Below are 12,362 nucleotides of genomic sequence, written 5' to 3'. Positions count from 1 at the left end.
CACGAACACAGACGCTTACAGGTGTTGGTTGCCGGCCTGAGCCGCGGCACGTTCCTGATCGGTCCACGTCCAGGCGGTCCATAAAATTGCGGCGAGGGCCGCGAGCTCGATGACGAGGTGAAACGTGTCGTCCAGGTCAGTCGGCGCAGAGGAGAGGAGCGTCCCCATCGTGATCATCGCTGCAAGGAGAGTGACAGGGCGGCCGATCCTGCGGGGCAGCAGAAGCGAAAAGAGCACCATTGCGATAGGAACTTGGACGAGGACACCTCCCAGAAGCATCAGTTCTTCCGTGATTTCCATGCCGTTGTAGTAACCGGTCAGCAGCATCTCGAGGTGGGACGCGAGGACAAACTGGTGAATGTCTCGAAAGATGATGTTGAGCAGGATGAACAACCATAAGGTCGACAAAAGAATATGGGGATCGAGCTGTCTCATTTCGGTGTCTTCTTTCGTTGTTTCTGGAGATTGCTGGTATCAAGCCGGGGGTCACGACCGGCTTGAGATCACGGCACTTGATGTGCGCGTCGCGAAGACGCGGTGGATCAGCAGTTCCACAACCATAAGGTTGAGGACCCATGCCCCGACCATCAGGATGTCTCTGGAGAACCCCAGCGGCTCGGAGTCAAAGAGCGCCATCACGATCAAGCCAAGTGCGGTCTGCGTTGAAGCCCCTTGGCCGATCGCGTAGGCGCGCAGCATCGCCGCGCGATGCTTGGCGAGTTGCCTTGATCGGATCGCGACGATGGCCCAAGCGATAAAGGCGACCATCGCGAGGCTAAGCGTAACCCGTGTCCAGTAGAGCAGCGGTCCCTGGAGAGCTTCTGGAAATGTGTAGGACAGGGTCATCCATAGACCGGTGAGCGCACTGACGCATCCCGCTGCCGCCACGATCCGCCCGAGTGTCCTATGCAGGACGGGGTGGTGGCGCCGCAGGCTCGGCAGGAACTGCAGAGCGCCCGCGAGGCAGAAGACCGAACTGCCGAGGATATGCAGGGCAATCGGCATCGGGTCGATCACCGCACGCGGGTTTGGCGGTATGATCGGAGGACCGCCGAGAAGTTCGGGAATCCGCAGCAGTCCGAATACGGCCGGGATAAAGGAGTAAAGGGAGATCAGGGCAAGGAAACCCCAGTCGCGACGGCTGATGCAGTTCATTCTTCTATCTTTCAGGAGAGCGGCTCGGACTGTGTCAGGCGGGCTTGCGCGCGACGATGATAGGGCTCATGCGCTTCTTGCCGAGATGCATCGCGCGCTCGACCGTGAAGCCTGCGTCCTCAAGAAATCGGACAAGGTCCGCCTCGCTCAGCGGCGTCACGCGCGGTGCGATGCGGAGTGTGGTCAGCACAGGGATCAGGGCTCGGATAGGCCAAGCGGCGGCCTTCGCGCACACTGTCTTGGACAGGAACAGGCCGCCCGGCCTCAACTGACCGTAGACGTTCGCGACTACACCCGGCACGTCCTCCACAAGGTGCAACAGGCTGAAGGCGCAGACCGCGTCGAAGGGCGCCCCGACAATCTGATCGGCCGCATCCGCTTGATGAAACGTGACATTCGCTGGCGCGCCAGGGTCGAGTTTGGCATTTGCGATCCCGATCATGCCACGCGAGCCATCGGTCGCGGTGTATTGGGTCACCTTGGGGGCAAGGCGAAGGGCGGTGGTCCCGGTGCCGCAGCCGATCTCGAGCACGCGGTCACTGGGCTTGAGCATTGATGCGACAAGCGCGAGCTTTTCTTCGTAGGCGTCGGGATCGTCCACCGGTTTGCGGGCGTATTTGGGCGCCATGCGGTCCCAGAAAAGTTGAGTGGCCATCAATCGATCCGTCCAAGCTCTTGTTTGCGGGTGTGCGGGAACACGTGTCCAAACTGGTTAGGTCCCGGTATTACGAACGGTATCGCCATTCATCTGTGATTGGTCGATTGCCGAAATTTGTCCATCTGCTATACGCCATTGTATGAACTGGCAGGCCATCTCCTTCGACTGGAACCAGGTGCGCGCCTTCCTCGCAGCGGCGGAGGAGGGCTCATTCAGCGGTGCGGCGCGCGTGCTGAAGACCACCCAGCCAACTGTCGGCCGTCAGATCGGCTGCCTTGAGGAGGCACTTGGCGTGACCCTCGTGGAACGCAGCGTCCGGGGGCTGACGCTGTCCGAGGCGGGGCGCGACCTGCTGGACCACGTCCGCACGATGGGAGAGGCCGCGACACTGATCTCGATGGTCGCCGATGGAAAGTCGCAGGAGGTCACCGGCGAAGTCACGGTCACGGGGACCGACCTGTTATCCGCTGTGATTCTTCCAAGTGTCTTGAAACCACTGCGGGACGCCGCGCCGGGTATCCGCGTCAGAATCCTCGCGTCGAGCGAGATGGAGAACCTGACGCAGCGCGAGGCCGACATCGCGATCCGCCATGTCCGGCCAGATCAGCCTGACCTAATCGCGCGGCATCTCGGGGATTTCCGCGCCAACCTGTACGCTGCAACGGATTACCTAGACCGAGCGGGTCGCCCGCGTATGGCCCGCGACATCGCTGACCACGACTTTGTTGGAAACGCCGATCCCGAACGCCTTATGGCCCCGCTGCACAACATGGGCGTCCCCGTCCGACCCGAGAGCTTCGTGATGTCGAGCGCGAACGGCATCGTGGCGTGGGAACTCCTGAAGGCAGGGTACGGCATCGCGATGCAGCCGGAAATCCTCGGTGACGCGGAGCCGGACGTCGAGAAGGTGCTGCCCGGCTTTCCATCCCTTGAATTCCCGATCTGGCTTGTCACGCACCGGGAATTGCAGACCAGCCGCCGCATCAGGGTCGTCTTCGACCTGCTGGCGCGCGGCCTCGCTGAGCGCGTGCGCCCCGGAAACCGTTCGACTTGACAAGATCGCGACGGCTCATCTACAGGGCGCTCAGGCAACAGACGCCTGCCGCCCGCCGACAATTGTCACGGTGAAGTTCTGTAGCAGACACGATCTTCGTCATCCTCGGCACCTGTCGCGCGGATGGTAATGCGGGCCCTGTCCAGTCTTTGCGCGACCTGAGCCGGAAGGAGAACGGGGTCATGTCGTCCCAGACCAATTCATTTCTCGAGGGGCCGCTCGGCCCGATCTACGCGCGAACCGCGATTCCTATCATCTTCGTCATGGGCATGAACGGCGCTCTTGCAGTGGCCGATGCGCTATATCTTGGCCACTTCGCGGGACCGCAGGCATTGGCCGCCGTCACGCTGATGTTCCCGCTCTACATGCTGATCGTGGCGCTGGCGACGCTTGTGTCATCGGGCATGTCGAGCATCCTCGCCCGGAAGCTTGGCGCTGGGCGCGTGCAGGAGGCCTGCGCCACGTATTCCGCGGCGCACGGACTCGCGGCTTTCATGGGGTTGTTCCTTATCATGCTCTTCTTTGCGTTCGGGAAACCCGCCGCGCTTCTCGCGGCCGGCGGATCCGAGGAATTGGCCGCGATGGGGCTGAGCTACCTGCGCATCACGGTCTTCGCCGCGCCCATGGTCTTTGTGCTGTCGGTCAATTCTGACGCTCTGCGCAACGAAGGGCTGGTGATGTTCATGGCAGCGATGAGCCTGCTCGTCTCGCTCAGCAACATGGGGTTCAACTACGTCCTGATCGGCCTGCTTGACATGGGCGTGGCAGGCTCCGGCTACGGCACCGCGCTGGCGCAGGCGCTGGCGCTCGCCATCATTTTTGGCTTCCGCATCTTCGGTGAGACTGAGCTTCGGCCGTCCGCGCTGTGGCTGCATTCGCCGGTAACGGGCTGGGGGCGCATCCTCGCCCTCGGCGCGCCGCAAAGCCTCAACTTCCTCGGGCTTGCGCTCGGGTCGGGGTCGATCATCGCGGCTCTCCAATGGGTCGAGGCGCCGCACTACGATGCGACCGTCTCGGCCTACGGCATAGTCACTCGGCTGATCACCTTCGCCTTTCTGCCGCTCCTTGGTCTCGCCCATGCGATGCAAACGATCACGGGCAACAATTTCGGTGCGGGCGCTTTCCACCGCAGCGACGCGAGCCTTCGGACGGCGGTCATCGCCGCATTCGGCTATTGCTTGGTGCTGCAGATCGGCATGATGGTCTTCGCGGAACTGATCGGTGAGGCCTTCGTGTCGGACCCAGTCGTCGTGGCGGAGGTTGCGCGAATCCTACCGGTGATCTCGGCGGGTTTCTTTGCCGCGGGGCCGCTGATGATGATCGCCATGCATTTCCAAGCCATCGGCGACGTGGGCCGTGCTGCGATCCTGGGGCTTTCCAAGCCCTATCTCTTCGCCATGCCGTTGACCTTCGCGCTGGCCGGATCAGCGGGGGAACCCGGTATCTGGCTCGCGGCGCCGGTCGCGGAGGTCCTGCTCTTAGGCCTGACGTGCCTCGTGCTGGCGCAGGTCGCACGGGCGCAGTCCCTGCGCTGGGGCCTCTTCACCACGGTTCGGGAGGTGCGGGCATGAAACGCGGCTTGCCAACAATCACAGAGGCGAAGCGCGAGGCGAAGCGGCTGCGCGCCGCTCTTGCGGGGAAGGGCGAAGCGATCAGCCACGCGCAGGCGCTGGAGCGGGTCGCGCAGCGGCACGGCTACCGCGACTGGAACGCGTTTCACGCTGCGTTGCGCGACCGGCCGCCGCAAGGCTGGGAGGTCGGCGGGCGGGTGACCGGGCGCTACCTGTCGCAGCCCTTCGCCGCGACGGTGCTGGCCGCGGACCCGTTTCGGCCCGGTTGGTTCCGGCTGGTGCTCGACCTCGACGAGGCGGTGGACGTGGTCCGCTTCGACAGCTTCTCGAATCTGCGCAAGCGGATCCGGGTCGAGGTCGGTCCCGAGGGACATTCGAAGGAGCGGACCTCGGATGGCATACCGCATGTCGCGCTGGATCTCGCGCATCCCGGCACCGAAAGGGAACCGGATGACTCATGAGCTGATCTTCTCGCTCGTGGGGCTGATGGCGATGGCGGGCTGGAACATCAAACCCTGAATTTCAATGTCGCGGGCCGTGCCAAACAAGCACTCGCGGCGATCCGCGCTCTCAGCGGCCTTGCGGCAAGCTCTGATCTTGTGCCGGTCATGCGAACTATGGATCTACGGTCAGATGGTCATTGCGAGACAATGATATGGCGACTTTACAGAGAGATCACCCAGCAGGGTGGCCGCGAAAGGCAGGCCTGCCCCCAACCCATGTTCCGAAAATCGCGGGCGGGTGGCCGTCCGGCCAATCCACCAGCACCAAATCTGCACGTGTTCCAACGGCAATCTTACCGCGGTCAGACAGGTTCATCGCGCGTGCCGGACCTGAGGACACGAGCGACCAGAGCTTCAGACGGTCGGCGCGCCGATCTGCATCGAGGCGGGCCACGGCGGCCAGCATGGCCGGGTAAAAGTAATCGGATGCCAGAGCATCGCACATCCCGGCCTCGACCATATCGCCCGCGCCAAGAGAGCCAATGTGACTCCCACCCCGTGCCGCGTTCGGGGCTCCAAAGATGATCGTATCACCGTTGGCACGAGCAGCCTCGGCGGCCTCCATCACCATCGGGAACTCGGCCACATGCGCACCACGGTCGCGAAACCAAGCACGGGTTTCGGCACGTGTGTCGTCGTGGCTGAGCATTGGCGCGCCTTTTGCGCGGGCCATCTCGGCGACCTTCTCGATGGTCCCGGGCACATCGTTGCGGCGGTTCCAGACCTCGCCCAAAAGCGCGATGTAGTCGTCCTCGCTGATGCCCGAGCGGTACGCCTTGGACGACGTGCGCTTGCGCATGCGGTCGTCGTCCAGTTCGGCAACAGTGAAATCCGGGCTGAATTCGAACGCGCGATCCTGGATTGGCACGTCATAGGCGCGCATGGTCATCGAGGTGTGATCGTTGAATGCCACCGACGGCAAAAGCGGGCCGTCCAGCGCCCATTCAATGGTCTCAAGCGCTTCGAAGGCGAAGGTCTCCCAGCGCAGTTGCACACGGTTTTCGACCAAAAGGCGCGGGGCCAGATCGCGCATTGTCTGCATCAGATCACGACCACGGGTCACCTCACGCAGTCCGGGTTCCCAGCCCAGCGTGATCGCATGATAGGCCGTTGCAATTCCGTTTGTGGCAAGCTGGCGGTCGGTGTCGAGGACAGCGGCTTCGATTGGAAAGAACACACCGGGGCGCGGCATGAGCTGACGTTCGAACGCATCGCCATGCACGTCGATAAGGGCGGGGGCAAGGATCAGTCCGCGTGCGTCAATCACATCGCCCTGAACCGGTCCGCCGATATCGACAATCGTCCCATCTTCGATGGTCACAGTGGTGTCGGTGATGCCGTCGGGCAGATAGACTCTCGCACCGGTAAAAGTCTGCATCACAACCGCTCCATCACCAAATGCCAATGCCACGATCCCGGTTTCTCATGTTCCCGGTCTTCCAGCCAGCGACATTCGAAGCCCGAAAACAGCGCCAATAATTCGGCGGCAGAACAAAAGTAGTGCGGATGTATCTTGTCGGTCCCCGGCGCGTCGAAGACCCACGCATTGCGGCTGATTTCCCGACCGGGATACTTTGCGATCTCGGAAGGCAAACGTCGCTTTGACAGCATGGTGCCAAGATAGCTGCCGCCGGGTTTCAACACGCGACGGATGTCCCCGATGGTGCGCAGCAGGATGTCTTCATCACCGTGGTAAATGACGTTCCAGCTAAGCACGTGATCAAAGCTGTGATCCTCGAAGGGCAGGGCATGCATGCGGGCTTCTACTGTTGTGACGCCGCCCGCCTTGTCGATTTCGGCCAGGCCTTCTGGCGCGGCATCCAGCGCGACCACGTCGAACCCCTGCGCGGCCAGCCAAAGCGCGTGGCGACCAACGCCTGCGCCCAGGTCGAGGATGCGAGCGCCAGGGGGCAGACCTGCGGCCCAAAGCTTCACGTCCTCTTCGGGCGTCAGCCACTTGCTGCCCGCGTCGATTCCGGCCCATTGGTCGTTCCAATGCTGGTCCGCCGTATCTGTCTTCACTTCTGTTCTCCGATAATGCGTGTCCGGGCCCAGCCCGACAGTTGTTCGATGGCAATGACCACAACCGCGATCATCAGGATCACTGTCATGGCGGTTGGATAATCGAAAAGATCAAACCCGACTTTCAGTTCGATCCCGATCCCACCGGCGCCGACAAGGCCAAGGATGGTGGACGACCGTACGGCCTTTTCCAAGGCATAAAGGCCGGTAGACACGAAAGCCGGCATCGCCGCAGGAATGGTGGCACAGGCGACCACGTCAATCTTGCGCGCACCGGTCGCGGTCAGGCTTTCCGCAGGGCCCTTGTCGGTGCCTTCCATGTCATCTGCAAAAAACCGACCGCAAAAACCGATGGTGTCGATCACAATGGCCAGCATTCCGGCGAAGGGTCCAAGCCCGACGGCGACCACGAACACCAAGGCCCAGGCGATGTCGGGCACCGCGCGGATAAAGCCAAGGATGGTCCGCACAATCTGGTTCACGGCAGGTCCGGCGATCAGGCCACGCGCCGCAAAAAGTGCCACGGGAACTGACAGGATCACGCCGATCACCGCCCCGGCAACGGCGATCTGCAAGGTCTCGACCATCTTCCAGCCCAGACGGGTCAACACTTGCGGGTCCATGTTGGGTGGAAAGGCGCGTGACGCGAAATCGGCAAAACGGGGTGGCGCTGACATGACCTTGTCGAGCGAAAACCCGGCTCCGGCAAGGCACCAGAACACGATCACCAGCCCCAGCATGTAACCGAGGAACGAGACGGCAGAGGGCCGCTCGAGTCGGGCAGGGGAGAGGTCAGTCATAGAGCCCTCGCAGGTCTGAATGGGACAGGGACGCAGCAGTTGCATCCAGTTGCAGTTTTCCGTTCGCAAGGCCGAGCACACGGTCGCCGAACCGCAGAGCGTGTTCGATATTGTGCGAGGTGAAGACAACCGTGACGCCTTCATCCTTAACAAGCCGGAAGAACAACGCCATCACGTCTTCGCCTGCCGACGGATCAAGCGAGGCGCAGGGTTCGTCCGCAAACAGGACTTTGGGCCCGCTTACGATGGCGCGGGCAATCGCCACCCGCTGGGACTGCCCGCCTGACAGCCGATCCGCACGGCGCGTGGCGAAATCCGCAAGCCCGACTTTTTCAAGTGCCTGCATTGCAGCACTGCGCGACGTGGTTGGGGCAAGCATATGCGTCCAGTGTCGCAAACCCGGCGCTTGTCCCAAAAAGCCGTGTACCACGTTGGACAAGACGGACAGGCGCGGGACAAGGTTGTGTTTCTGCGACACCAGTCCAACTTGCGCCCGCAACGCGCGCAGCGCGGCACCTTTCGCGGCAGAGGTTTCTTCCCCCAAAAGGTGAACGCTGCCGGACGTCACGGGGATCAACCCCATGAGGCACCGCAGCAAGGTGGACTTGCCGGCTCCGTTGGCGCCGACCAAAGCGACCGCTTCACCACGCGCCAGCCGGAAGCTCACATTTTCAAAGATCGAAGTGCTGCCAAAACTCTTGGCAACATCCCGCGCTTCGATATCGCCAGGCGAAACCAGGGCGCTGTGCGCCCTGGTTGCCACCGGCCCCACGTCAAGCAGAACCGGGTCTTTCAGATCAAGATCAGTCACCGATGAAGTTGTCGAACTGCGGGTAGCCCGCGTTGGCATACATCGAGCGCACGTAGTCATAGGCACCGTCTTCGATGGCGACGAGGTCCATGCCGACATATTTTTCGTTCTCTTCATGAGCGGTGATGCCCGCGATGATCTGCGCCTTGTTGTCGAGGATGGCGTCACGCACTTTCATCGCAGTTTCCTGCGGAACATGCGCACCAACCATGATCATGTCATTGGGCAGGTCGCCCGAGCGTGCGATCATCTTGAAGAACCCGTAGGGCAGTTCGTCCTGACCATTCCGCACGCCGACAAAGGTGCCTGCGTTCATGCCTAGCGCGTCGATATCGCCGTTCTTGAGCGCTTCGAACGCGATGTTGCGCGAGGTGTGGGTCTTTTCGATGTCATTCACCGGATCGACGCCGTAATCCGCCAGCACCTGCATCGGGCACAGCATGTTCGAGGTCGAACCGATGTCGCCAAAGGCAACCTTCTTGCCCTTGAGATCGGTGGGCACGTTGATGCCGCTGTCCGCGCGCACGACGATGGTGCAGTGATAGTCAGGGCGGCCAAGGCCGATCAACGGCGTGGCGTTGGTCAGTTTGTTGATGACGACATATTCGGCAGGGCCGGACACAACAAAGTCGACGGTCTCACCGCGCAGAGCCTCGGCAGCCGCCGTGCGCGAGTTCACCGGGAAGAATTCGAACGTGTCGCCAGTCGCCTCTTCAAGCGCGGATTTGAACGGGCCCCATTCCAACTGCAGACGTTCCATGCCTTCAACGTCGGTGACAGCCAGTTTCCAGTTCTCTGCGGCCGCACCGAACGCCGCAGTCGCGGCAAGGCTCAGACCGATAACAAGGGATTTGAGATTCATGACATCCTCCAATGATCATTCATTCGGATGAATCACTGAAGGCTGTGGCAGTCTTTCAAAGCTTTGATGAAGTGTTTGTGACAGTTTCCATGGGTGGCCTAACACCGTCCACAACGACATCCCGCTCGCGCGCTGGTAAATTGACAAGAATTACAGGTACTTATTTGCCTTTAGTGAGCCAAAATATGTCCGGTGCCCGATTGCGCGGCAATGGAAAAGAACGCTTCGAGTGTTTGTGTTTTCCGACCCACATGGGCAAAGTGGACGTGTCGCGGTTTGACGCCGCTCCTTTGAAAGCATTTATCGCAGCAAAGGAGTCTGATTACGGGACTGAAACGAACGGACGAGTTCCGGGCTGATACGGCGGAAATAGAGACTGTGTTTGCGATACTCATAGGCCAGCGACTGTAGCAGCGAAAACCAAGAGCCAGAACCCGTCGCTATCACGCTTTCCCGCGATTGCGACGCGGGAACTCATTGCCTCGGACGGATTAAGGATTGGATCGTGTAAACCAGAATTGCGGTCCCTATGGCTCCGGCGACGGCAATGCCCAAGACCACAATGATATCCACCGGCCCACCGAGGTCGGTCAGTTTCGAACTGGTCATCACCAGAACAAACCAGATCGCAAGAATGGCACCAACCGGCATGGAGAGTTGCGCCAGCAGGAATTTCCGCCACGAGATGCTATGATCCCGTATCAGAACGTAGACATACGCTATCGTCACAAGCGCTGCGACGGCCACCATTGTCCAGAACAGGCCGATGCCAAAGGTCTCTTCGAAAACGGCGAGGATTGTACCAAATGTCATATCTTTCATGTCAGGTCTCCTTATGCGCGTCCACGCAACATCGCGTTATAAGTTGCTTTCAAGGCCACCTCTTTCATCAGCCAGCTGATCCAAAGCTCTTCCAGTGGGGCGATGATGCCGGGAAAGGACGGTGTTAGGTTGTTGTTGTAGTCGAACTCGACCAGCATCGCGCGTCCGACGCGGGTGATCATCGGGCATGATGTGTAGCCGTTGTACGTTTCAGTCGCTTCGCGGCCTTCGATGGCCGAGATCAACCCTTCTTCAACTACGGGGACCTGCCATTTGACGGACGCGGCGGTCTTGCCCTTGGGCACCCCGGCCACATCGCCAAGCGCCCAGATCGTGTCGTAGCGCAGGTGACGTAAGGTGGCCATGTCACACTCGACCCAACCCTGATCTGTCCACTTGTCGGCCCAACTCAGGCCGGATTGTCGGATCACCTCGGGCGCACGCTGTGGCGGAATGACGTGGATATAGTCATACTCCATCGTGACGCTGCCTTCGGGCGTGTCGAAGGTCGCGGTCTTGGCGCCTGCATCCAGCCCACGCAGCACGTGTGAGTATTCGGGCGTGATGCCCCGGTCGCCGAACAGCATGCGCACCTTTTCCGATACGATGGGCACACCGAACAGGCTGTCATTGTTGGACATGTAATGCACGTCAAGCTTGCCCCGTGTGCCCGCTGTTCTGGCAATGTCCTCAATCAGGAACGTGTGCTTGAGCGGCGCACCGGCGCATTTCATCTCGGTGGCCGGGCGCGTGAAAAGGCCCACACCTCCGGTTTCGGTATAGGCCTGCGCTGCTTTCCAAGTCGCGGCGGCATATTGCGGCCCGGCATACAGCGCACCGATGCCGTTCTGCCCCACCATATCCAACGAGAAGCCTTCGATTGCATCGTGGTCCAGCACCAGACCCGGTGCGACCACAAGGAAATCATAGGGCACTTTCTGACCACCGGCGGTGTCGACCGTCTTTGCTTCGGGATCAATCGCAGCGGCCGCTTCAGCGATCAGGGTCACACCATCTGGCAACCAGTCGGTGGTTTTCGACACCACGTAATTCGCGGGCTTCAAACCGGCGGCGACCAGAGACAAGCCGGGTTGATACAGGTGCTCGACTCGTGGGTCGATCAGCGTGATCTCAGCCCCGTTCAGTCGCGAGACCAAACGGTTCGCCAGTGCAGTGCCTCCAGCACCGGCTCCGATGATGACGATGCGGGCTTTGGTTGCGATCTGGGCGTCGGCGCGTTTTGCGGCGCCGGTTGCGGCAAGCGCCGCGCCACCTGCGGCCAGAGACAGGATCTGTCGTCTGTTCAGCTTGAATTCCATGAGTGTATTCCTCCGTATACATCCGAAGCGAAGATGAAAAAGCCCGCGTCCTCAAAGGGCCGCGGGCCTTGGTTTCAGTAGCTGGCGATGCGTGCGTTCGGCGCGATCATTGCAGCGGCCATAGCTGGCGGCTGCGCGACAGTAACACCGTCCATCAGCGCATCCGCCTGCATGCCTTTGCCCGGCAGATAGATCGCGCAGACCTCGACCTTGGCGTTGGGCATTTCGGCGATCTTGCCAAGCAGTCCTTTCGGGCTCATGTCGCGCGGCGGTTGTGGTGCTATCGCTGAGGCTGGTGCGTCTTTCAGCGCGATGTCACCGGCCGGACCGCAGAGCAGGATATGTGGAGCCGCGCCTTGTTGGGCCGCTTGCATGGCCAGAACCATCGCCATCAGCTGGGTCTGCGGCTCTGGCGCAGTCAGGATCGTGACCAGCGTTCCAGGCGCCTCTTGCGCAAGGGCCGGTCCTGTCAGCGTCAGTGCAGCGCAAGCTGCAAGGATGAGGTTTTTCATTTCGGAAGTCCTATTTTGATCAGGGGTTTAAAAGAAATCTTGGGGCGCGGACCCCTCGCCATAACGGGGCCCGCGCCGGACAGGGGGAGGAAGGAACAAGCCCCCGGTCGTTCAGTGTGCGGACTTGGAATGGGTGTGTTCACCCATCGGACAGTCGCCTTCGTCCGAGAAACAGGCGTCGGCGCGCATCTCCAGCCAGATCGCGTTGAGAACGGCGAACAATGCGGCAAGGGGTAATCCGAGAAGCCAGGCAAAATACCACATCGGTCAGGT

Annotated in this window: 16 protein-coding genes; 4 read left to right on the top strand and 12 right to left on the bottom strand. The window is 61.1% G+C overall.

All coding sequences use genetic code 11. The annotated features are described in order from the left end of the window. Positions 1-15 precede the first annotated feature (15 nt). From ACMVPR_RS08640 to ACMVPR_RS08630, 3 genes are read right to left on the bottom strand one after another with little or no spacing between them, the layout of a single operon-like run. Positions 16-435 (bottom strand): DUF6326 family protein, encoded by a 420-nt coding sequence (locus ACMVPR_RS08640; RefSeq protein WP_416882516.1) that lies wholly within the window; start codon positions 433-435, stop codon positions 16-18. A 51-nt stretch (positions 436-486) separates the two neighbouring features. Beyond that, the gene (locus tag ACMVPR_RS08635) at positions 487-1,155 is read right to left on the bottom strand and encodes a DUF2306 domain-containing protein (protein ID WP_416882515.1); all 669 of its coding nucleotides are present in this window, start codon (positions 1,153-1,155) and stop codon (positions 487-489) included. A 34-nt stretch (positions 1,156-1,189) separates the two neighbouring features. After that, on the bottom strand, positions 1,190-1,810 hold the full coding sequence (locus tag ACMVPR_RS08630; protein WP_416882514.1) for a class I SAM-dependent methyltransferase: 621 nt from the start codon (positions 1,808-1,810) through the stop codon (positions 1,190-1,192). Between the two features lie 142 nt (positions 1,811-1,952). Here ACMVPR_RS08630 and ACMVPR_RS08625 point away from each other — a divergent pair, with 142 nt between their 5' ends. The 3 genes from ACMVPR_RS08625 (at position 1,953) to ACMVPR_RS08615 (ending at position 4,899) form a co-directional block, all read left to right on the top strand. Beyond that, positions 1,953-2,867, top strand: a complete 915-nt coding sequence (locus ACMVPR_RS08625; protein WP_416882513.1) for a LysR family transcriptional regulator — start codon at positions 1,953-1,955, stop codon at positions 2,865-2,867. Between the two features lie 182 nt (positions 2,868-3,049). Then, entirely contained in the window at positions 3,050-4,438 is a 1,389-nt protein-coding gene (locus ACMVPR_RS08620; RefSeq protein ID WP_416882512.1) for an MATE family efflux transporter, read from the top strand. Further along, positions 4,435-4,899: a glyoxalase superfamily protein gene (locus ACMVPR_RS08615; protein ID WP_416882511.1), complete on the top strand. Its 465-nt coding sequence runs from the start codon at positions 4,435-4,437 to the stop codon at positions 4,897-4,899. The genes ACMVPR_RS08620 and ACMVPR_RS08615 overlap by 4 nt, the downstream gene beginning before the upstream one ends. Before the next feature lie 214 nt (positions 4,900-5,113). Here ACMVPR_RS08615 and ACMVPR_RS08610 read toward each other — a convergent pair whose 3' ends face one another. Genes ACMVPR_RS08610 through ACMVPR_RS08590 form a run of 5 tightly spaced genes read right to left on the bottom strand, consistent with a single transcriptional unit; the run spans position 5,114 to position 9,436 of the window. Beyond that, a complete protein-coding gene (locus ACMVPR_RS08610; RefSeq protein WP_416882510.1) occupies positions 5,114-6,319 on the bottom strand; it encodes an alpha-D-ribose 1-methylphosphonate 5-triphosphate diphosphatase in 1,206 nt (401 codons plus the stop codon). Next, a complete protein-coding gene (locus ACMVPR_RS08605; RefSeq protein WP_416882509.1) occupies positions 6,319-6,963 on the bottom strand; it encodes a class I SAM-dependent methyltransferase in 645 nt (214 codons plus the stop codon). The genes ACMVPR_RS08610 and ACMVPR_RS08605 overlap by 1 nt, the downstream gene beginning before the upstream one ends. Continuing rightward, complete coding sequence (gene phnE, locus ACMVPR_RS08600; protein ID WP_416882508.1) at positions 6,960-7,763, bottom strand: phosphonate ABC transporter, permease protein PhnE; 804 nt, start codon at positions 7,761-7,763, stop codon at positions 6,960-6,962. Before phnE ends, ACMVPR_RS08605 begins: the two co-directional genes overlap by 4 nt. After that, complete coding sequence (locus tag ACMVPR_RS08595) at positions 7,756-8,574, bottom strand: phosphonate ABC transporter ATP-binding protein (RefSeq protein ID WP_416882507.1); 819 nt, start codon at positions 8,572-8,574, stop codon at positions 7,756-7,758. Before ACMVPR_RS08595 ends, phnE begins: the two co-directional genes overlap by 8 nt. Then, positions 8,567-9,436 carry a PhnD/SsuA/transferrin family substrate-binding protein gene (locus tag ACMVPR_RS08590; RefSeq protein WP_416882506.1) on the bottom strand — a complete coding sequence of 290 codons (870 nt, stop codon included), beginning with the start codon at positions 9,434-9,436 and terminating at the stop codon, positions 8,567-8,569. Before ACMVPR_RS08590 ends, ACMVPR_RS08595 begins: the two co-directional genes overlap by 8 nt. Positions 9,437-9,447: 11 nt before the next feature. On the opposite strand from ACMVPR_RS08590, the gene ACMVPR_RS08585 reads away from it, so the two are divergent. Continuing rightward, complete coding sequence (locus ACMVPR_RS08585) at positions 9,448-9,795, top strand: hypothetical protein (RefSeq protein WP_416882505.1); 348 nt, start codon at positions 9,448-9,450, stop codon at positions 9,793-9,795. 115 nt (positions 9,796-9,910) lie between these two features. On the opposite strand, the gene ACMVPR_RS08580 is transcribed toward ACMVPR_RS08585, so the two are convergent. The 4 genes from ACMVPR_RS08580 to cydX all read right to left on the bottom strand — a co-directional run bounded on the left by ACMVPR_RS08580 (position 9,911) and on the right by cydX (position 12,353). After that, positions 9,911-10,258, bottom strand: coding sequence for a DUF5368 domain-containing protein (locus ACMVPR_RS08580; RefSeq protein ID WP_416882504.1), 348 nt, complete (start codon positions 10,256-10,258; stop codon positions 9,911-9,913). Between the two features lie 11 nt (positions 10,259-10,269). Next, the gene (locus tag ACMVPR_RS08575; protein ID WP_416882503.1) at positions 10,270-11,577 is read right to left on the bottom strand and encodes an FAD-dependent oxidoreductase; all 1,308 of its coding nucleotides are present in this window, start codon (positions 11,575-11,577) and stop codon (positions 10,270-10,272) included. Positions 11,578-11,651: 74 nt separating this feature from the next. Then, positions 11,652-12,089 (bottom strand): hypothetical protein, encoded by a 438-nt coding sequence (locus tag ACMVPR_RS08570; RefSeq protein ID WP_416882502.1) that lies wholly within the window; start codon positions 12,087-12,089, stop codon positions 11,652-11,654. A gap of 111 nt (positions 12,090-12,200) precedes the next feature. Continuing rightward, complete coding sequence (gene cydX / locus ACMVPR_RS08565) at positions 12,201-12,353, bottom strand: cytochrome bd-I oxidase subunit CydX (RefSeq protein ID WP_416882501.1); 153 nt, start codon at positions 12,351-12,353, stop codon at positions 12,201-12,203. Positions 12,354-12,362: the final 9 nt, after the last annotated feature.

The organism is Marivita sp., assembly GCF_048006345.1.
Classification (GTDB): Bacteria; Pseudomonadota; Alphaproteobacteria; order Rhodobacterales; family Rhodobacteraceae; genus Marivita.
The sequence above is the reverse complement of the archived record's forward strand: the minus strand, read 5'-3'. Positions and strand labels throughout refer to the sequence as shown.